Here is a 19,383-nt window from a genome sequence, read left to right on the forward strand (position 1 = left end):
GGTAGAGAATGGATTTTGATTTTATATTAGCTCAAGCTCCCGCTTTTTTAACAGCTGCTTGGCTTACGATAAAACTAAGCTTTTTTGGAATTATTTTTTCTTTAATAATAGGCTTGTTTTGCATTTTAATGAGTTATTTTAAAATAAAAATTTTAGAAAATATTTGCAAGCTTTATATAGAGTTTTCAAGAAATACGCCTTTATTAATTCAACTTTTTTTCTTATATTATGCTTTGCCTAAATTTAATATACATTTAGAGCAAATTCCACCGCTCAATTTAATTTGTTTAAGCGTAGAAGAAACTTTAAGACCTTCTTTTGCTTGTGCTATAGTAGGACTTAGTTTTTTAGGGGGTTCTTATATGGCTGAGAGTTTAAGGGCGGGATTTGAAGCCATAAGAAAACAGCAGTTTGAAGCAGGACTTTCTTTGGGTTTTTCAAAATTTGGAAATTTGCGTTATGTGATTTTGCCGCAAGCTTTGGCTATTTCTATGCCAAGTATTAGTGCTAATATTATATTTTTAATCAAAGAAACTTCAGTTGTTAGCATTATTGCCTTGCCAGATTTGGTGAATTTAATGAAGAGTTTAAATTCCTTAACCTATAAGACAGATGAGCTATTGTTTTTGTTGTTTATGGGATATTTGTGCATTATTTTGCCTTTGTCTTTTATTTTGCTAAAGTTTGAAAAAAGGTTGCTTTATGCTTGAACTTTTAAATACCGATACGCTTTTAAGACTCTGGCAAGGGCTTTTTGTCACTCTTGAAATTTCATTTATCAGCACTATTATTACTTCGATAGGCGGGTTGTTTTTGGGAATTTTAATGAGTTTTAAAAATACCTATATCTATGCTTTTTGTCGTTTAGGTTTAGAATTTGTACGTGTTATGCCACTTTTAGTATGGTTTTTTGTGGTGTATTTTGGTTTTCCTAGATGGTTTGGGTGGGATTTGAGTTCTGTAAGTGTAGCTATTATTGTTTTTAGCATTTGGGGTTGTTTTGAGATGATGGATTTGGTGCGTGTTTCCTTACAGAGTATTCCAAAACATCAGTATGAAAGTGCATCATCTTTAGGTTTAAATACGGTGCAAAGTTTTGCTTATGTTATTATTCCACAAGCTATGCGTCGTTTAACTCCTATGAGCATGAATTTACTTACTCGCATGATCAAAAGTACAACCTTTGCTTATTTAATCGGCGCGGTAGAGCTTGTAAAAGTAGGGCAACAAATTATAGAATTTCATAATAGAAATGATTTTGCACCTTTTATTATTTATGGTTTGATTTTTTTTATCTTTTTTATACTTTGTTATCCTATCACTTTATATTCAAGAAAATTAGAGAAAAAATGGAGCTAAAATGAGTATACTAAAAATAGAAAATTTACAAAAGTATTATGGTTCGCATCATGCTTTAAAAGATATTAATTTAGAAGTTAAGGATAAGGAAGTTGTGGTGATTTTGGGTCCTAGTGGGTGCGGAAAATCTACGCTTTTGCGTTGTATTAATGGGCTTGAAGAGATTGCAAGTGGTAATATTTATATTGACAATGAAAAAATAGATAAAGATTTCAAAGAATGGCCAAGAATGCGTCAAAAAGTTGGTATGGTTTTTCAATCTTATGAGCTTTTTGAGCATTTAAGTGTTGAAGAAAATATACTTTTAGGGCCTATGAAAGTGCAAAAAAGAAAGAAAGATGAGGTTTTACAAGAGGCTAAAATTTGGCTTGAAAAGGTGGGGCTTTTGCATAAAATTCATGCTTATCCAAGAGAACTTAGCGGAGGACAAAAACAAAGAATTGCTATAGTAAGAAGTTTATGCATGAATCCTGAGTTAATGCTTTTTGATGAGGTTACAGCAGCGCTGGATCCTGAGATTGTCAGAGAAGTTTTAGAAGTGATGTTAAATCTTGCAAAAGAGGGTATGACTATGCTTATTGTTACTCATGAAATGGGTTTTGCTAAAGCTGTAGCAGATAAAATTATTTTTATGGATGAAGGAAAAATCATCGAAGAAAATGATCCTAAAAGTTTTTTTAAAAATCCAAAAAGCGAAAGAGCAAAGAAATTTTTAAATTTATTTGATTATCACAAATAGATAAAAATAATATTGGTTTATGATAATAAAATTTACAAGACTAAAATTTTATAGAAAAACTAAAAAAGTCTTGACAAAATTTTTTTTTTGAGTTATAATCTTACTTTTATTTTTGCTGGTTTAGCTCAGTTGGTAGAGCAGCTGCCTTGTAAGCAGCAGGTCGGGGGTTCAAGTCCCTTAACCAGCTCCATTTATTTTAGCAGTGTTTGACCAGAATATTGAAAAAGCAATATTTTTATGGTGAGTTACTCAAGTGGCCAACGAGGGCAGACTGTAAATCTGCTGGCTTTCGCCTTCCGTGGTTCGAATCCACGACTCACCACCATGCTTTGCGGGAGTAGCTCAGTTGGCTAGAGCATCAGCCTTCCAAGCTGAGGGTCGCGGGTTCGAGTCCCGTTTCCCGCTCCAATAATTTAAAAGAACTGGGAGCTGTATTTTAAAACCTTTAACTTACAGTATATATCCCATTTAAGAGTTTTTGTTGTCTGTTATTGTGTATAATTTTTCTGAGCGCTCGTATAGCTCAGAGGTAGAGCACTCCCTTGGTAAGGGAGAGGTCGCGGGTTCAATTCCCGCTATGAGCTCCATGAATTGAAAAAATTATATAGATATAAGACTTGCTTTGCTCAATTTATTTTTTATACGGAGGAAAAAAATGGCTAAAGAAAAATTTTCACGTAATAAGCCACACGTAAATATTGGTACTATTGGTCACGTTGACCATGGTAAAACTACTTTAACAGCTGCTATTTCTGCTGTTCTTTCTAGAAGAGGTTTGGCAGAGCTTAAAGATTATGATAATATCGATAATGCTCCAGAAGAAAAAGAGCGTGGTATTACTATTGCTACTTCTCATATTGAATATGAAACAGACAATCGTCACTATGCACACGTTGACTGCCCAGGTCACGCAGATTATGTTAAAAACATGATTACAGGTGCTGCACAAATGGATGGAGCGATCTTGGTTGTTTCTGCTGCAGATGGCCCTATGCCACAAACTAGAGAGCACATTCTTCTTTCTCGTCAAGTAGGTGTTCCATATATTGTTGTTTTTATGAATAAAGCAGATATGGTTGATGATGCTGAACTTCTAGAGTTAGTTGAAATGGAAATTAGAGAATTATTAAGCTCTTATGATTTCCCAGGCGATGATACACCTATTATTTCTGGTTCTGCTTTAAAAGCTCTTGAAGAAGCTAAAGCTGGACAAGATGGTGAATGGTCAGTAAAAATTATGGATCTTATGGCTGCAGTTGATAGCTATATTCCAACTCCAACTCGTGATACTGAAAAAGACTTCTTGATGCCAATTGAAGACGTTTTCTCAATTTCAGGTCGTGGTACTGTTGTTACAGGTAGAATTGAAAAAGGTGTTGTAAAAGTAGGTGATACTATCGAAATCGTTGGTATTAAAGATACTCAAACAACAACTGTAACAGGTGTTGAAATGTTCAGAAAAGAAATGGATCAAGGCGAAGCAGGAGATAACGTAGGTGTTCTTCTTCGTGGTACTAAAAAAGAAGAAGTTATCCGTGGTATGGTTCTTGCTAAACCAAAATCAATTACTCCACACACTGACTTCGAAGCTGAAGTTTATATCTTAAATAAAGATGAAGGTGGTAGACATACTCCATTCTTTAACAACTATAGACCACAGTTTTATGTAAGAACAACTGATGTTACAGGTTCGATTAAATTAGCTGATGGTGTTGAAATGGTTATGCCAGGTGAAAATGTGAGAATTACTGTAAGCTTGATCGCTCCAGTAGCACTTGAAGAAGGAACGCGTTTTGCTATTCGTGAAGGTGGTAAAACTGTTGGTTCAGGTGTTGTTTCTAAAATTATTAAATAATTTAATAAAGCCAAGTTAAAAGCTTGGCTTTAATTTTTTAAGGAAAATTGAAATGAGAATTAAAGTTGGTTTAAAGTGTGAAGAATGTGGTGATATTAATTATAGCACCTATAAAAATAGTAAAAATACTACTGAAAAATTAGAATTAAAAAAATATTGCCCAAGATTAAAAAAACATACACTTCACAAAGAAGTTAAGCTAAAAAGTTAAGCTTGCGCCCTTAGGGCAATAGCTCCAACGGTAGAGCGCCGGATTCCAAATCCGATGGTTGGGGGTTCGAATCCCTCTTGCCCTGCCATAATTAAGGTTTAAATAAATGGAAAAATTAATAACTTATTTTAAATTATCAAAAGCCGAATTAAGGAAAGTAATTTTTCCTTTAAAAGAACAGGTAAGAAATGCCTATATTACAGTTTTTGTGGTTGTTGTGGTGATTTCTTTGTTTTTGGCGTTAGTGGATTGGCTTATGTCCTCTATTGTTTCTGCGATCGTATAAGGAGAGTAAATGAGTACTCATAAATGGTATGCAATTCAAACTTATGCTGGCAGTGAAATGGCAGTTAAAAGAGCCATTGAAAATTTAGTAAAAGATAACGGAATTGAAGAACAACTTAAAGAAATTGTTGTTCCAACTGAAGATGTTATTGAATTTAAGAATGGAAAGGAGAAGATTAGCGAAAGAAGTTTGTATTCAGGATACGTTTTTGCACTTCTTGATTTAAATACAGAGCTTTGGCATCGCATTCAATCTCTTCCAAAGGTTGGTCGTTTTATTGGAGAATCCAAAAAGCCAACCCCTTTAACAGAAAAAGATATTAATTTGATTTTGGAAAAAGTTCACAATCGTGCAGCGCCTAAACCAAAGATTTCTTTTGAAGAAGGGGAAAATGTGAGAATCACAGAAGGGCCATTTGCAAACTTTACTGCAATTGTAGAAGAGTATGATATGGTTCGTGGTTTATTAAAATTAAATGTTTCTATTTTTGGACGTTCAACTCCAGTGGAGATCTTATATTCTCAAGTTGAGAAAATAATTTAATTTATATCAAGTAAGGAGATTTGTTATGGCTAAAAAAGTCGTAGGCGAAATTAAATTGCAAATTGCTGCCACAAAAGCAAACCCATCACCACCTGTTGGTCCTGCTTTGGGTCAGCAAGGTGTTAATATTATGGAGTTTTGTAAGGCTTTTAATGAAAGAACAAAAGATATGGCAGGTTTTAATATCCCTGTTGTTATCACTGTTTATGCAGATAAAAGTTTTACTTTTATTACAAAACAACCGCCAGCTACGGATTTGATCAAAAAAGCAGCTGGAATTTCTAAAGGTACGGATAATCCACTTAAAAATAAGGTGGGTAAGTTAACTCGTGCTCAAGTTTTAGAAATAGTAGATAAGAAAATTGCAGATTTAAATACTAAAGATAGAGATCAAGCTGCTAAAATTATTGCAGGTTCAGCTCGTTCTATGGGTGTTGAAATCGTAGATTAATCCTTTCACCGCCAAGGTAAAAGGCGGTAGCACTTTAAAATGCGGAGAAAATAAATGGCTAAGATAGCAAAAAGATTAAAAGAATTATCACAAAAAATTGATTCAAATAAAGAGTATGCTTTAAGCGATGCAATTGATACAATAAAGACTTTAAAGTCTGCTAAATTTGATGAGACTGTAGAAATTGCTTTAAAACTTAATGTTGATCCAAGACATGCAGATCAAATGGTAAGAGGATCTGTTGTTTTACCTGCTGGAACGGGTAAAAAAGTTCGTGTTGCTGTAATTGCAAAAGACGCAAAAGCTGATGAAGCGAAAAATGCTGGTGCAGATATTGTGGGTAGCGATGATTTAGTAGAAGAAATTCAAAAAGGTAATATGAATTTTGATGTTTTGATTGCTACTCCAAATTTAATGGGACTTGTTGGTAAAGTTGGTAGAATTTTAGGGCCAAAAGGTTTAATGCCAAATCCTAAAACTGGAACAGTGACTATGGATGTTGTTCAAGCAGTTAATAATGCAAAAAGTGGTCAGGTAAATTTCCGTGTTGATAAGCAAGGAAATATCCATGCAGGTCTTGGTAAAGTAAGTTTTTCCAAAGAACAATTATGGGATAATGTTAGCACTTTTGTAAAGGCAATTAACAAACATAAACCTGCTGCAGCTAAAGGTAGATATATTAAAAATGCGGCTTTATCTTTGACAATGAGCCCTTCTGTAAAGCTTGAAACACAAGAATTGCTTGATATGAAATAAGAGTTGCTTTTTTGCAACTCTTTTGTTTTAAAATAAACATTTGAAAAAATTTTTGATTTTTTGAAATGTTTATTTTAGATTGAAGATAGTCGAGGCGTAAGCTTAATTGGATTTCCACTCTACTTGAAATCTCAATCGGAAAGGAGAAAATGTGACTAGAAGCGAAAAAGTTGAGATTATTGCTAAACTTGAAGAAGGTTTTAAAGCTAGTGAAGCTATTGTAGTTTGTAATTACAGAGGTCTTAGCACAAAAAAACTAGAAGAGCTTAGAAATAATGCAAGAGAAAACAATGTAAAAGTTCAAATTGTTAAAAATACTTTGGCTAACATTGCTCTTAACAATTCCGGTAAAACAGGTCTAGTTCTTAAAGATACAAATATTTATCTTTGGGGCGAAGATCAGCTAGGTGTTTCAAAAGTAGCTGCTAAATTTGAAGAAAATAACGATAAATTTGAAATCAAAACAGCTCATATTGAAGGCGAAGTTGCAGATGTTGCTAAGGTTAAAGCTCTTGCTAAAATGCCTTCACGCAATGAGTTGCTTGCTATGCTTTTGCAAGTTTGGAATGCGCCAATTACCAATTTCACAATAGGTTTAAATGCGCTTAAAAATAAAAAAGAATCTGAATAAATTAAATAAAAGGATAAAAAATGGCAATCTCTAAAGAAGATGTATTAGAATATATTTCAAATTTAAGTGTTCTTGAGTTATCAGAACTTGTAAAAGAGTTTGAAGAAAAATTTGGTGTGTCTGCTGCTCCTGTAATGATAGCTGGTGGTGCTGCAGCTGGTGGTGCTGCAGCTGCTGCTGAAGAAAAAACTGAATTTGATATCGTTTTAACTGATGGCGGTGCTAAAAAGATTGAAGTTATTAAAATCGTTCGTGCTCTTACAGGCCTTGGTCTTAAAGAAGCAAAAGATGCAGTTGAGCAAACTCCTTCAACTCTAAAAGAGGGTGTGGCTAAAGCTGAAGCTGAGGAAGCTAAAAAACAACTTGAAGAAGCTGGTGCTAAAGTAGAACTTAAGTAATTTTAAGCTTTAAAGTTAGAAGAAGATTTGCCAAGGCAAGTCTTCTTTTTTTATTTTTACCTAATTTTTAGGTCTTCTTTTTTAAATTTACAAAATTTACCATGAGGTATGTGCGATATGTTAGATAATAAATTAGGAAATCGTTTAAGAGTAGACTTCTCAAACATTTCAAAACAAATAGAAATCCCAAATCTTCTACAATTACAAAAAAAGAGTTTTGATTATTTTTTAAATCTTGATAATGGTGAAAGTGGTATAGAAAAAGTTTTTAAATCAATTTTTCCTATTCATGATCCGCAAAATAGATTGAGTCTTGAATATGTTAGTAGTGAAATAGGCAAGCCAAAATATACCATTCGCGAATGCATGGAAAGAGGTTTGACTTATTCTGTAAATTTAAAAATGAAAATCCGTCTTACTCTGCATGAAAAAGATGAAAAAACAGGGGAAAAAGTTGGCGTAAAAGATATTAAAGAACAAGAAATTTATATCCGCGAAATTCCTTTAATGACAGATCGTGTATCTTTTATCATTAATGGGGTTGAGAGGGTGGTTGTAAATCAATTGCATAGAAGCCCTGGTGTTATTTTTAAAGAAGAAGAAAGTTCAACGGTTGCAAATAAGCTTGTTTATACAGCACAAATTATTCCTGATCGTGGTTCGTGGCTTTATTTTGAATACGATGCCAAAGATGTTTTGTATGTAAGAATCAATAAGCGTAGAAAAGTTCCTGTAACTATGCTTTTTAGAGCTTTAGGGTATAAAAAACAAGATATTATTAAGTTGTTTTATCCTATTCAGACTATACATGTGAAAAAAGATAAATTTTTAACAGAATTTAATCCAAATGATTTTATGGATAGAATAGAATATGATATTAAAGATGAAAAAGGAAAAATCGTTCATCAAGCTGGAAAAAGACTTACAAAGAAAAAAGCAGAACAGCTTATTAAAGACGGTTTAAAATGGATAGAATATCCTGTAGAAATTTTACTTAATCGTTATTTAGCAAATCCTATTATTGATAAAGAAAGTGGAGAGGTTTTATTTGATTCTTTAACTTTGTTAGATGAGAGTAAGCTTGCTAAGATTAAAGAGCAAAAAAGTTTTGATATAGCAAATGACTTGGCTAATGGCGTTGATGCAGCGATTATTAACTCCTTTGCTCAAGATGGAGAAACTCTAAAACTTCTTAAACAAAGTGAAAATATCGATGATGAAAATGATTTAGCTGCGATTAGAATTTACAAAGTTATGCGCCCAGGTGAACCTGTGGTAAAAGATGCAGCGAAGGCTTTTGTAAATGATTTATTCTTCAATCCTGAAAGATACGATCTTACTAAGGTAGGTCGTATGAAAATGAACCATAAGTTAGGTCTTGAAGTGCCTGAGTATGTTACTGTTTTGACTAATGAAGATATTATTAAAACTGCAAAATATTTAATTAAAGTAAAAAATGGTAAAGGACATATTGATGATAGAGATCATTTAGGAAATCGTCGTATCCGTTCTATAGGTGAACTTTTAGCTAATGAACTTCATTTAGGTCTTGCAAAAATGCAAAAGGCGATCAGAGATAAATTTACTTCTTTAAATGCGGATCTTGATAAAGTAATGCCTTATGATTTAATCAATCCTAAAATGATTACTACAACTATCATTGAATTTTTTACAGGAGGTCAGCTTTCGCAATTTATGGATCAAACCAACCCTTTAAGCGAGGTTACTCATAAGCGTCGTTTGTCAGCGCTTGGTGAAGGTGGACTTGTAAAAGAAAGAGCAGGTTTTGAAGTGCGTGATGTTCACGCGACACATTATGGTAGAATTTGTCCAGTTGAAACACCTGAAGGTCAAAATATTGGTTTGATTAACACTCTTTCTACTTATGCAAAAGTAAATGAACTTGGCTTTGTTGAAGCGCCATATAGAAAAGTTGTAAATGGTAAAGTGACTAATGAAGTTGTTTATCTTACAGCGACACAAGAAGAAGGCTTGTTTATCGCACCAGCTTCAACTAAGGTTGATGCTAAAGGCAATATAGTAGAAGAATTTGTTGAGGCTAGGCAAGATGGTGAAACTATACTTGCAAGACGCGAAGAAGTGCAATTAATCGATCTTTGCTCAGGTATGGTTGTTGGAGTTGCAGCTTCTTTGATTCCGTTTTTAGAGCACGATGATGCAAACAGAGCGCTAATGGGTTCAAACATGCAACGTCAAGCTGTGCCACTTCTTACTGCTTCAGCTCCGATAGTAGGAACAGGTATGGAACAAATTATTGCGCGTGATGCTTGGGAAGCTGTTAAAGCAAAGCGTGGCGGTGTGGTTGAGAAAGTGGATAATAAAAGCATTTTCATTTTAGGTGAAGATGATAAAGGTCCATTTATTGACCATTACACTATGGAGAAAAATTTAAGAACCAATCAAAATACAAATTATATTCAACACCCTATTGTTAAAAAAGGTGATATAGTAAAAGCAGGACAAATTATCGCAGATGGTCCTTCTATGGATCAAGGCGAACTTGCTATAGGTAAAAATGCTTTAATCGCTTTTATGCCTTGGAATGGTTATAACTATGAGGATGCTATAGTTGTAAGTGAGAGAATTATTCGTGAAGATACTTTTACAAGCGTGCACATTTATGAAAAAGAAATTGAAGCAAGAGAACTAAAAGACGGTATAGAAGAAATTACCAAAGATATTCCAAATGTAAAAGAAGAAGATGTTGCGCATCTTGATGAGAGCGGTATTGCAAAAATTGGTACCCATATCAAACCAGGTATGATTTTGGTGGGTAAGGTTTCTCCAAAAGGTGAGGTTAAACCAACTCCTGAAGAAAGACTTTTAAGAGCGATTTTTGGAGAAAAAGCAGGACATGTTGTGAATAAATCCCTTTATGCAACCGCTTCTTTAGAGGGTGTTGTTGTGGATGTTAAAATTTTCACTAAAAAAGGCTATGAAAAAGATGATCGCGCAATAAAATCTTATGATAAAGAAAAAATGGCTTTAGAAAAAGAGCATCATGATAGACTTTTGATGATGGATAGAGAAGAAATGCTTCGTGTTTGTGCTCTTCTTTCCAAAGCTTCTTTAAATAGCGATCAAAAAATTGGAGATAAAAATTATAAAAAAGGACAAACTGCAGATATTAGCGAACTTGAAAAAATCAATCGTTTTACTTTAACAACTTTGATTAAAGCTTATTCTAAAGAGATTCAAAAAGAATACGATGATTTAAAAAATCATTTCCAAAATGAGAAGAAAAAATTAAAAGCAGAACACGATGAAAAGCTTGAAATTTTAGAAAAAGATGATATTTTACCAAGTGGGGTAATTAAGCTTGTTAAAGTTTATATTGCTACAAAAAGAAAGCTTAAAGTCGGTGATAAAATGGCAGGACGTCATGGAAATAAAGGTATAGTTTCAACTATAGTTCCTGAAGTAGATATGCCTTATTTGCCAAATGGTAAGAGTGTGGATATTGCGCTTAATCCACTTGGCGTTCCAAGTCGTATGAATATAGGTCAAATTTTAGAAAGTCATTTAGGTTTAGTTGGACTTAGACTTGGGGATCAAATTCAAGAAATTTTTGATAGAAAGCAAAAAGATTTTCTTAAAGAATTAAGAGCGAAAATGCTTGAAATTTGTTCTATTCCAAGACTTGCAAACGAAAAAGAATTTATTAAAAGCTTAAGCGATGAAGAGCTTTTAAACTATGCTAGAGACTGGAGTAAAGGAGTTAAATTTTCTACTCCTGTTTTTGAAGGTGTAAATATAGAAGAATTTAGCAAGCTTTTTAAAATGGCTAAGATAGATATGGATGGCAAAACAGAACTTTATGATGGACGCACGGGGGAAAAAATTGCAGAGCGTGTTCATGTAGGATGTATGTATATGCTAAAACTCCATCACTTGGTTGATGAAAAAGTTCATGCAAGAAGTACAGGACCTTATAGCTTGGTTACCCAACAACCTGTGGGTGGTAAAGCACTCTTTGGGGGACAAAGATTTGGAGAAATGGAAGTTTGGGCACTTGAAGCTTATGGAGCGGCTCACACTTTAAGAGAAATGTTAACCATAAAATCAGATGATGTAGAAGGTAGATTTAGTGCTTATAAAGCATTGACAAAAGGTGAAAATGTTCCAGCAACAGGAATTCCTGAAACATTTTTTGTATTAACCAATGAGCTTAAATCTCTTGCTTTAGATGTTGAGATTTTTGATAAGGATGAAGATAATGAGTAAATTTAAAGTAATAGAAATTAAAGAAGATGCAAGACCTAGAGATTTTGAAGCATTTCAACTGAGACTTGCAAGTCCTGAAAAAATCAAATCATGGTCTTATGGAGAAGTAAAAAAACCAGAAACTATTAATTATAGAACCTTAAAGCCTGAAAGAGATGGGCTTTTTTGTGCAAAGATTTTTGGACCTATAAGAGATTATGAGTGTCTTTGTGGTAAATACAAAAAAATGCGTTTTAAAGGCGTTAAGTGTGAAAAATGTGGTGTTGAAGTAGCAAATTCAAAAGTGCGTCGTTCTAGAATGGGGCATATCGAGCTTGTAACTCCTGTGGCTCATATTTGGTATGTTAATTCTCTTCCAAGCCGTATAGGAACGCTTTTGGGTGTTAAGATGAAAGATCTTGAGCGTGTGCTTTATTATGAAGCTTATATCGTTGAAAATCCAGGCGATGCTTTCTATGATAATGAAAGCACCAAAAAAGTAGAATATTGTGATGTTTTAAACGAAGAGCAATATCAAAATTTAATGCAACGCTATGAAAATAGTGGCTTTAAAGCAAGAATGGGTGGAGAAGTTGTTCGTGATTTGCTTGCAAATTTAGATCTTGTGGCACTTTTAAATCAGCTTAAAGAAGAAATGGCGGCTACAAATTCAGAGGCTAAGAAAAAAACCATCATTAAACGCTTAAAAGTAGTAGAAAATTTCTTAAATTCAAATTTAAACGCTAATACCGATAGTGATGAAGCCGTACCAAATCGTCCTGAATGGATGATGATTACAAATCTTCCAGTTTTACCGCCAGATTTGCGTCCTTTAGTGGCTTTAGATGGTGGAAAATTTGCAGTTTCTGATGTGAATGACTTATATCGTCGTGTTATCAATAGAAATACACGTCTTAAAAAACTTATGGAACTTGATGCACCTGAAATCATTATCAGAAATGAAAAAAGAATGCTTCAAGAGGCTGTTGATGCACTTTTTGACAACGGTCGTCGTGCTAATGCTGTAAAAGGAGCAAATAAACGCCCATTAAAATCTTTAAGTGAAATCATCAAAGGGAAACAAGGACGTTTTAGACAAAATCTACTAGGTAAAAGGGTGGATTTCTCAGGTCGTAGCGTTATTGTTGTAGGTCCAAAACTTAGAATGGATCAATGTGGTTTACCTAAAAAAATGGCTTTAGAGCTCTTTAAGCCACATCTTTTAGCTAAGCTTGAAGAAAAAGGTTATGCAACCACAGTAAAACAAGCTAAAAAAATGATAGAAAACAAAACCAATGAAGTTTGGGAATGTTTAGAAGAGGTAGTAAAAGGGCATCCTGTTATGCTAAACCGTGCGCCTACTTTACATAAACTTTCTATTCAAGCTTTTCATCCTGTTTTAGTGGAAGGTAAGGCTATACAACTTCATCCTTTGGTTTGTGCAGCATTTAACGCAGACTTTGATGGGGATCAAATGGCGGTGCATGTGCCACTTTCTCAAGAGGCCATTGCGGAATGTAAGGTGCTTATGCTTTCATCAATGAATATTCTTTTGCCAGCAAGCGGTAAGTCTGTAACCGTTCCATCGCAAGATATGGTTTTAGGAATTTATTATCTTTCATTGGAAAAAGCCGGTGCTAAAGGTTCGCATAAAATTTGTACAGGTATTGATGAAGTGATGATGGCGCTTGAAAGCAAGTGTTTGGATATTCATGCGAGTATACAAACTATGGTAGATGGTAGAAAGATTACCACTACAGCAGGAAGATTGATTATTAAATCCATTTTACCTGATTTTGTGCCTGAAAATAGCTGGAATAAAGTCTTAAAGAAAAAAGACATTGCTGCGCTTGTGGATTATGTTTATAAACAAGGTGGTTTAGAGATTACAGCAAGTTTCTTGGATAGACTTAAAAATTTAGGTTTTGAATATGCAACTAAAGCAGGTATTTCAATTTCGATTGCAGATATTATTGTTCCTAATGATAAACAAAAAGCTATCGATGAAGCAAAAAAACAAGTAAGAGAAATTCAAAATTCTTATAATCTCGGTTTGATTACTTCAGGGGAAAGATACAATAAAATCATTGATATTTGGAAAAGTACAAACAATGTTCTTTCAAAAGAAATGATGAAGCTTGTAGAAAAAGATAAAGAAGGTTTTAACTCTATTTATATGATGGCAGATTCTGGTGCTAGGGGTAGTGCAGCTCAAATTTCTCAGCTTGCTGCGATGAGAGGACTTATGACCAAACCTGATGGTTCTATTATCGAAACGCCTATTATTTCAAATTTCCGTGAAGGGCTAAATGTTCTTGAATACTTTATTTCAACTCACGGTGCTAGAAAAGGTCTTGCAGATACCGCTCTTAAAACAGCAAATGCGGGTTATTTGACAAGAAAACTCATCGATGTTGCACAAAATGTAAAAATTACCATTGAAGATTGTGGAACACATGAGGGTGTTGAAATCAATGAAATTACCGCAGATAGTTCTATTATAGAAACTTTAGAAGAAAGAATTTTAGGCAGGGTTTTAGCTGAGGATGTGATTGATCCTATTACAAATTCTGTGCTTTTTGCAGAAGGTACTTTAATGGATGAGGAAAAAGCAAAAATTCTTGGCGAAAGCGGTATAAAAAGTGTCAATATCCGCACTCCTATTACCTGCAAAGCTAAAAAAGGAATTTGTGCAAAATGTTATGGTATCAATCTTGGTGAAGGTAAATTAGTAAAACCAGGCGAAGCAGTGGGAATTATTTCCGCTCAATCTATCGGTGAACCAGGAACGCAGCTAACTCTAAGAACTTTCCATAGCGGGGGAACTGCAAGTACGGATTTACAAGATAGACAAGTAAGCGCACAAAAAGAAGGTTTTATAAGATTTTATAATCTTAAAACTTATAAAAACAAAGAAGGTAAAAATATCGTAGCAAATCGTAGAAATGCGGCGGTTTTACTTGTGGAGCCAAAAATCAAAACTCCATTTAAAGGTGTGATTAATATAGAAAATATTCATGAAGATGTGATTGTTTCTATTAAAGATAAAAAACAAGAAGTAAAATACATATTAAGAAAATACGATCTTGCTAAACCAAATGAATTAGCAGGTGTAAGTGGCAGTATAGATGGAAAACTTTATTTGCCATATCAAAGCGGCATGCAAGTAGAAGAAAATGAAAGTATCGTAGAAGTGATTAAAGAGGGTTGGAATGTACCAAATCGTATTCCTTTTGCGAGTGAAATTTTAGTAGAAGATGGCGAGCCTGTAGTTCAAAATATCAAAGCAGGCGAAAAAGGAACACTCAAATTTTACATCCTTAAAGGCGATGGTTTAGATAGAGTAAAAAATGTTCAAAAAGGTGATATTGTTAAAGAAAAAGGATTCTTTGTAGTGATTGCTGATGAAAATGATAGAGAAGCAAAAAGACACTATATCCCAAGAGAATCTAAGATAGAATTTAACGATAGTGAAAAAATCGATGACGCAAATACTATCATTGCAAGTGCTCCTAAAAAAGAAAGAAAAGTGATTGCAGAATGGGATGCTTATAATAATACTATCATTGCAGAAATTGATGGTGTTGTAAGCTTTGAGGATATTGAAGCAGGTTATAGTGCTGATGAGCAAATTGATGAAGCTACAGGTAAGCGTTCTTTAGTAATTAATGAGTATTTACCTAGCGGAGTTAGACCAACTTTGGTAATTGCAGGAAAAGGTGATAAAGCTGTGCGTTATCACCTTGAACCAAAAACCGTTATTTTTGTTCATGATGGCGATAAAATTGCTCAAGCAGATATTTTAGCAAAAACTCCAAAAGCAGCAGCTAAATCAAAGGATATTACAGGAGGTCTTCCAAGAGTTTCTGAACTTTTTGAAGCAAGAAAACCAAAAAATGCGGCTGTGATTGCAGAAATTGATGGTGTTGTTCGTTTTGATAAGCCTTTGCGTTCTAAAGAAAGAATTATTATCCAAGCAGAAGATGGAACAAGTGCTGAGTATTTAATCGACAAATCAAAACATATTCAAGTAAGAGATGGAGAGTTTATTCATGCAGGTGAAAAACTTACAGATGGAGTTGTTTCGAGTCATGATGTGCTTAAAATTTTAGGTGAAAAAGCCTTGCATTATTATTTGATTTCTGAAATTCAGCAAGTTTATCGCGGACAAGGTGTTGTGATTTCTGATAAACATATAGAAGTTATCGTTTCTCAAATGCTAAGACAAGTAAAAGTTGTAGATAGTGGACATACGAAATTTATTGAAGGTGATTTGGTTTCAAGACGTAAATTCCGTGAAGAAAATGAAAGAATCATTAGAATGGGTGGAGAACCAGCTATTGCCGAGCCTGTGCTTTTAGGTGTAACAAGAGCAGCGATTGGAAGTGATAGTGTGATTTCTGCGGCTTCATTCCAAGAAACTACCAAAGTTTTAACTGAAGCAAGTATAGCAGGTAAATTTGACTACTTAGAAGATTTAAAAGAAAATGTTATTCTAGGTAGAATGATTCCTGTTGGAACAGGGCTTTATGGCGAACAAAATTTAAAACTTAAAGAACAAGAATAAAACTCTATTTTATAGCCCTTCGGGGCTATATTAATACAGTGTATCTAAATCATTAAAATAAATTTTTAAAACTTTTTCTATTTTATTTTTTTCTTCTAGAAGTATTTTTTTATTTTTTTCTCTAAAAGCTTTATTAGAGCAATAAATTAGATAAGATATACTAATGGCAGCAATTATTTTATTTTTATGTTCTATGCCTATAGCCATACATTCAATTTGAGGATTCATTTCTCCAATTTCTATGGCAATTTTTTCTTTTTTAATTTGTTTGATTTGTTGATAGAGTTCATTTATATTATTTAAGGTGTTTTCTGTAATTTTATCAAAATTTTTAGGATAAAGTTTTTCTAATTCCTTTTTATTTTTATTTGATAGTAAGGCTTTGCCTAAAGATGTTGCATAAGCAGGATACGAAGTGCCTATAAAAGATTTTAATTGTACTGTATTATTGGCATCAATTTTTTCTAAATAAAGCACATTTCCATCTTTTAAAATTCCCATTTGACAAGTTTGATTGGTTAAATTTCTTATATTTTTCATATGCTTTTTGATTATTTCAAAAATATTATTTTCATTTTTTATATTACATCCTAATTCTATAATCTTAAAATCCAAATAATAACTTTTATTTTTTAAATCACATTTGATATATTTTTTTTCTTGAAGAGTTTGTAAAATAGGCCAAAGAGTTCCAGCAGGAATGTTTAATTTTTTAGCTATAGCACTTAAGGTAAGCTTTTCTTTTGCAAGTAATTCTAGAATATTTAACACTCTAAGAGTGGGCTGATGCATATTGTCTTTATCCTTGTTTTATTTTTATAAATTTTAGCATATTTTTTACTTTTAGTAACATAAAATCATAATTTTTATTATTTATTAATTTTAATATTTTTTTGTAAAAATTGGCAGTTAATAAGAATAAAATACGAATTTTTACCAAGTTAACAGCTTGATTTTTTTACAAATATTTTGTTATATTTTTTGTATATAAATATATTTTTGTATATACAAAAGGAAAAAAATGGGAATTTTAAAAGGAACTTTACCGGCTTTACTTACTCCATATAAAGATGATGGAAGTATCAATGAAAAAGAATTTATTCGCTATTGTGAATTTGGTATTTCTAAAGGCTTGAACGGATTGTTTTGTAATGGAAGTGCAGGGGATTCTCAAGCTTTGAGCGTGGAAGAGCAAGTTAAGTTAATGAAACTCACCAAAAAGGCTACAAAAAATAATATACCTATCATCACGGGTATTACCTCGACAATTTATGAAAACACTTTTATTTTGGCGCAAAAAGCTTATGAATTAGGTCTTGATGCCTTATTACTTGCTATGCCTTATTATTATAAATTGAGTGAAGATGCACTTTTTGAATATGTAAAATATTTAGCTTCTGAAGTGAAACTTCCCTTATATGTTTATAATATACCTCTTTTTGCACCAGCACTAAGCTTAAAATTTATAGAAAAGGTTTCAAAGCTTGATAATGTTGTGGGTATAAAAGATAGTAGCGGAGATGCTTTGCTTTTAAATCATATTTTAGATGTAGTACCTAGTAATTTTGATGTTTTTGTAGGAAGAGAAGAATTTTATGTAGGTGCATTATTAGCAGGTGCAAAAGGTTCTATGACTAGCATAGGTGGAGTTTTTCCAGAACTTATGAGCGAAATTTACAAATCAATCAATGAAAAAAATATAGGCAGAGCTTTGCTAATACAAAAAAGTTTATTAAAGGCCATAAGATTTGGTATGAGCATAGCTTTTCCTATGGGTTTTGCTTTGCTTTTAAAGGCCAGAGGATTTGAATTTGTAAATGCTAGTATTCATCCTTTATCACCTGCTACAAAAGAAGAATTAAACACTCGCTTTGATGAAGCAAAAGAGCTTATTAAAACTATAGAAAAAGAAACAGGTATAAAACTATGAAAGGATATATTATAGTCAATGAAAAAGACAATGTTGCCACAGCTTTGCGTGACTTTAAAAAAGGCGAAAAAGTGGCAAATATTGAGCTTTTAAATGATATTGCAAGCGGACATAAATTTGCACTAAAGGATATAAAAAAAGATGAAATTATTATCAAATACGCAGAAGCTATAGCTAGTGCAAGTTGCGATATTAATACAGGAGAATGGGTGCATATCCATAATACTGCGGGAATTAGAGGTCGTGGAGATAAGGAATGAAAATGAAAAAGATAATGGGTTATAGAAGGGAAGATGGAAAATTTGGCTTAAGAAATAAAGTCATTATCATACCAAGTGTACATTGTGCTAATAAAGTGTGTGAAAATATAGCTAGAAAATGTAATGGAGCAGTTTATATCAACCATCAGCATGGTTGCTCCCAGCTTGAATTTGATGCTTTACAAACTAGAGATGTTTTAATAGGTCATGGGAGCAATGCCAATGTTTTTGGTGTTTTAATTATAGGGCTTGGTTGTGAGGTAATACAAGCCAAAGCAGTAGCAGAAAAAATCAAAGAAGCAACGCCTTATAAAAAGGTTGAATATTTAGTGATACAAGAATGTGGTGGTAGTAAAAATACCATTGAAAATGGTATCAAAATAGTCAATGAAATGCTTGAAAGTGCTGCAAAATTACAAAAAAGTGAAGGAGATTTCAGTGATTTGATTTTAGGCACAGAATGCGGTGGAAGTGATAGCTATAGCGGACTTAGTGCTAATCCTGCTTTAGGAAGTTTGAGTGATTTTGTAATCGATGAGGGTGGTGCGGTAATTTTAGCAGAAACTACAGAACTTATAGGTTGTGAAGCCATACTAGCTAAGAGAGCAAAAAACGATGAAATAGCTAAAAAGGTATATGATAAGATTTTAGCTTATGAGAATTTAGTCAAATCTTTTCATGCTGATATTCGAGGAGCAAATCCTAGCCCAGGAAATATGGCAGGCGGGCTTAGTACTATAGAGGAAAAATCTTTAGGCTGTGTTTATAAGGCAGGAACTAAAACCTTAATGGATGTGATTGATTATGCTAAGCCTGTAGTTTCTAAAGGTTTAACTTTTATGAATACACCAGGCAATGATATAGAACAACTTAGTGCTATGGTTGCAGGTGGAGCAAATATTTGTGTTTTTACTACAGGTCGTGGCACTCCAACGGGTTCTGCTATCGTGCCTACTATCAAAATGAGTTCTAATACTTTTTGTTATGAAAATATGAATGATGCTATTGATATTAACGCAGGAAGCATTATAGATGGGGTAAAAACAAAAGAAGAAGTGCGTGATGAGCTTATAGAATTAATCGTGCGAATTTCAGATGGAGAATTGGTAAAAGCCGAGCTTAACGAGCAAAATGATTTTTCAGTTTGGAGACTTGCTACAACTTGTTAAAGGG

16 protein-coding genes, 5 tRNA genes and 1 pseudogene are annotated in these 19,383 nt (G+C 33.3%); 21 read left to right on the forward strand and 1 reads right to left on the reverse strand.

What is annotated here, in order from left to right; all coding sequences use genetic code 11:
- Positions 1-8: 8 nt before the first annotated feature.
- The 18 genes and pseudogenes from OT390_RS02490 to rpoC all read left to right on the forward strand — a co-directional run bounded on the left by OT390_RS02490 (position 9) and on the right by rpoC (position 16,020).
- A complete protein-coding gene (locus OT390_RS02490) occupies positions 9-710 on the forward strand; it encodes an amino acid ABC transporter permease (protein ID WP_002859900.1) in 702 nt (233 codons plus the stop codon).
- Positions 703-1,359, forward strand: coding sequence for an amino acid ABC transporter permease (locus OT390_RS02495; RefSeq protein WP_002857607.1), 657 nt, complete (start codon positions 703-705; stop codon positions 1,357-1,359). Before OT390_RS02490 ends, OT390_RS02495 begins: the two co-directional genes overlap by 8 nt.
- 1 nt (position 1,360) lies before the next feature.
- A pseudogene (locus OT390_RS02500) lies at positions 1,361-2,121 on the forward strand (amino acid ABC transporter ATP-binding protein).
- A gap of 91 nt (positions 2,122-2,212) precedes the next feature.
- Positions 2,213-2,288, forward strand: a tRNA-Thr gene (locus OT390_RS02505).
- 49 nt (positions 2,289-2,337) lie between these two features.
- Positions 2,338-2,423, forward strand: a tRNA-Tyr gene (locus OT390_RS02510).
- 6 nt (positions 2,424-2,429) lie between these two features.
- A tRNA-Gly gene (locus OT390_RS02515) sits at positions 2,430-2,506 on the forward strand.
- 104 nt (positions 2,507-2,610) lie between these two features.
- A tRNA-Thr gene (locus tag OT390_RS02520) sits at positions 2,611-2,685 on the forward strand.
- Between the two features lie 68 nt (positions 2,686-2,753).
- Positions 2,754-3,953 carry an elongation factor Tu gene (tuf, locus tag OT390_RS02525; protein ID WP_317738518.1) on the forward strand — a complete coding sequence of 400 codons (1,200 nt, stop codon included), beginning with the start codon at positions 2,754-2,756 and terminating at the stop codon, positions 3,951-3,953.
- Positions 3,954-4,005: 52 nt separating this feature from the next.
- On the forward strand, positions 4,006-4,164 hold the full coding sequence (gene rpmG / locus OT390_RS02530; protein WP_002793551.1) for a 50S ribosomal protein L33: 159 nt from the start codon (positions 4,006-4,008) through the stop codon (positions 4,162-4,164).
- Between the two features lie 12 nt (positions 4,165-4,176).
- Positions 4,177-4,252 (forward strand) — tRNA-Trp (locus OT390_RS02535).
- Between the two features lie 18 nt (positions 4,253-4,270).
- On the forward strand, positions 4,271-4,450 hold the full coding sequence (gene secE, locus OT390_RS02540) for a preprotein translocase subunit SecE (protein WP_002869529.1): 180 nt from the start codon (positions 4,271-4,273) through the stop codon (positions 4,448-4,450).
- Positions 4,451-4,459: 9 nt separating this feature from the next.
- Positions 4,460-4,993 (forward strand): transcription termination/antitermination protein NusG, encoded by a 534-nt coding sequence (nusG, locus tag OT390_RS02545; protein ID WP_002851098.1) that lies wholly within the window; start codon positions 4,460-4,462, stop codon positions 4,991-4,993.
- Between the two features lie 25 nt (positions 4,994-5,018).
- Positions 5,019-5,444: a 50S ribosomal protein L11 gene (rplK, locus tag OT390_RS02550; protein WP_002779452.1), complete on the forward strand. Its 426-nt coding sequence runs from the start codon at positions 5,019-5,021 to the stop codon at positions 5,442-5,444.
- A gap of 54 nt (positions 5,445-5,498) precedes the next feature.
- Positions 5,499-6,200 carry a 50S ribosomal protein L1 gene (gene rplA / locus OT390_RS02555; RefSeq protein ID WP_002884845.1) on the forward strand — a complete coding sequence of 234 codons (702 nt, stop codon included), beginning with the start codon at positions 5,499-5,501 and terminating at the stop codon, positions 6,198-6,200.
- A gap of 151 nt (positions 6,201-6,351) precedes the next feature.
- Positions 6,352-6,831 (forward strand): 50S ribosomal protein L10, encoded by a 480-nt coding sequence (gene rplJ / locus OT390_RS02560; RefSeq protein ID WP_002857585.1) that lies wholly within the window; start codon positions 6,352-6,354, stop codon positions 6,829-6,831.
- Between the two features lie 20 nt (positions 6,832-6,851).
- Complete coding sequence (gene rplL, locus OT390_RS02565; RefSeq protein ID WP_002859903.1) at positions 6,852-7,229, forward strand: 50S ribosomal protein L7/L12; 378 nt, start codon at positions 6,852-6,854, stop codon at positions 7,227-7,229.
- Between the two features lie 108 nt (positions 7,230-7,337).
- Complete coding sequence (rpoB, locus tag OT390_RS02570) at positions 7,338-11,474, forward strand: DNA-directed RNA polymerase subunit beta (RefSeq protein WP_002859036.1); 4,137 nt, start codon at positions 7,338-7,340, stop codon at positions 11,472-11,474.
- Positions 11,467-16,020, forward strand: a complete 4,554-nt coding sequence (gene rpoC, locus OT390_RS02575) for a DNA-directed RNA polymerase subunit beta' (RefSeq protein WP_032586534.1) — start codon at positions 11,467-11,469, stop codon at positions 16,018-16,020. The genes rpoB and rpoC overlap by 8 nt, the downstream gene beginning before the upstream one ends.
- Positions 16,021-16,050: 30 nt before the next feature.
- Here rpoC and OT390_RS02580 read toward each other — a convergent pair whose 3' ends face one another.
- Positions 16,051-16,812 (reverse strand): IclR family transcriptional regulator, encoded by a 762-nt coding sequence (locus OT390_RS02580; protein WP_002793545.1) that lies wholly within the window; start codon positions 16,810-16,812, stop codon positions 16,051-16,053.
- Between the two features lie 229 nt (positions 16,813-17,041).
- On the opposite strand from OT390_RS02580, the gene OT390_RS02585 reads away from it, so the two are divergent.
- From OT390_RS02585 to OT390_RS02595, 3 genes are read left to right on the forward strand one after another with little or no spacing between them, the layout of a single operon-like run.
- On the forward strand, positions 17,042-17,950 hold the full coding sequence (locus tag OT390_RS02585; RefSeq protein WP_002793543.1) for a dihydrodipicolinate synthase family protein: 909 nt from the start codon (positions 17,042-17,044) through the stop codon (positions 17,948-17,950).
- Positions 17,947-18,210, forward strand: a complete 264-nt coding sequence (locus OT390_RS02590) for a UxaA family hydrolase (protein WP_002901625.1) — start codon at positions 17,947-17,949, stop codon at positions 18,208-18,210. Before OT390_RS02585 ends, OT390_RS02590 begins: the two co-directional genes overlap by 4 nt.
- Before the next feature lie 2 nt (positions 18,211-18,212).
- A complete protein-coding gene (locus OT390_RS02595; RefSeq protein WP_002871641.1) occupies positions 18,213-19,379 on the forward strand; it encodes a UxaA family hydrolase in 1,167 nt (388 codons plus the stop codon).
- Positions 19,380-19,383 lie beyond the last annotated feature (4 nt).

Origin of the sequence: Campylobacter sp. CFSAN122748 (assembly GCF_045277125.1) — a bacterium.
GTDB classification, from domain to species: Bacteria; Campylobacterota; Campylobacteria; order Campylobacterales; family Campylobacteraceae; genus Campylobacter_D; species Campylobacter_D jejuni.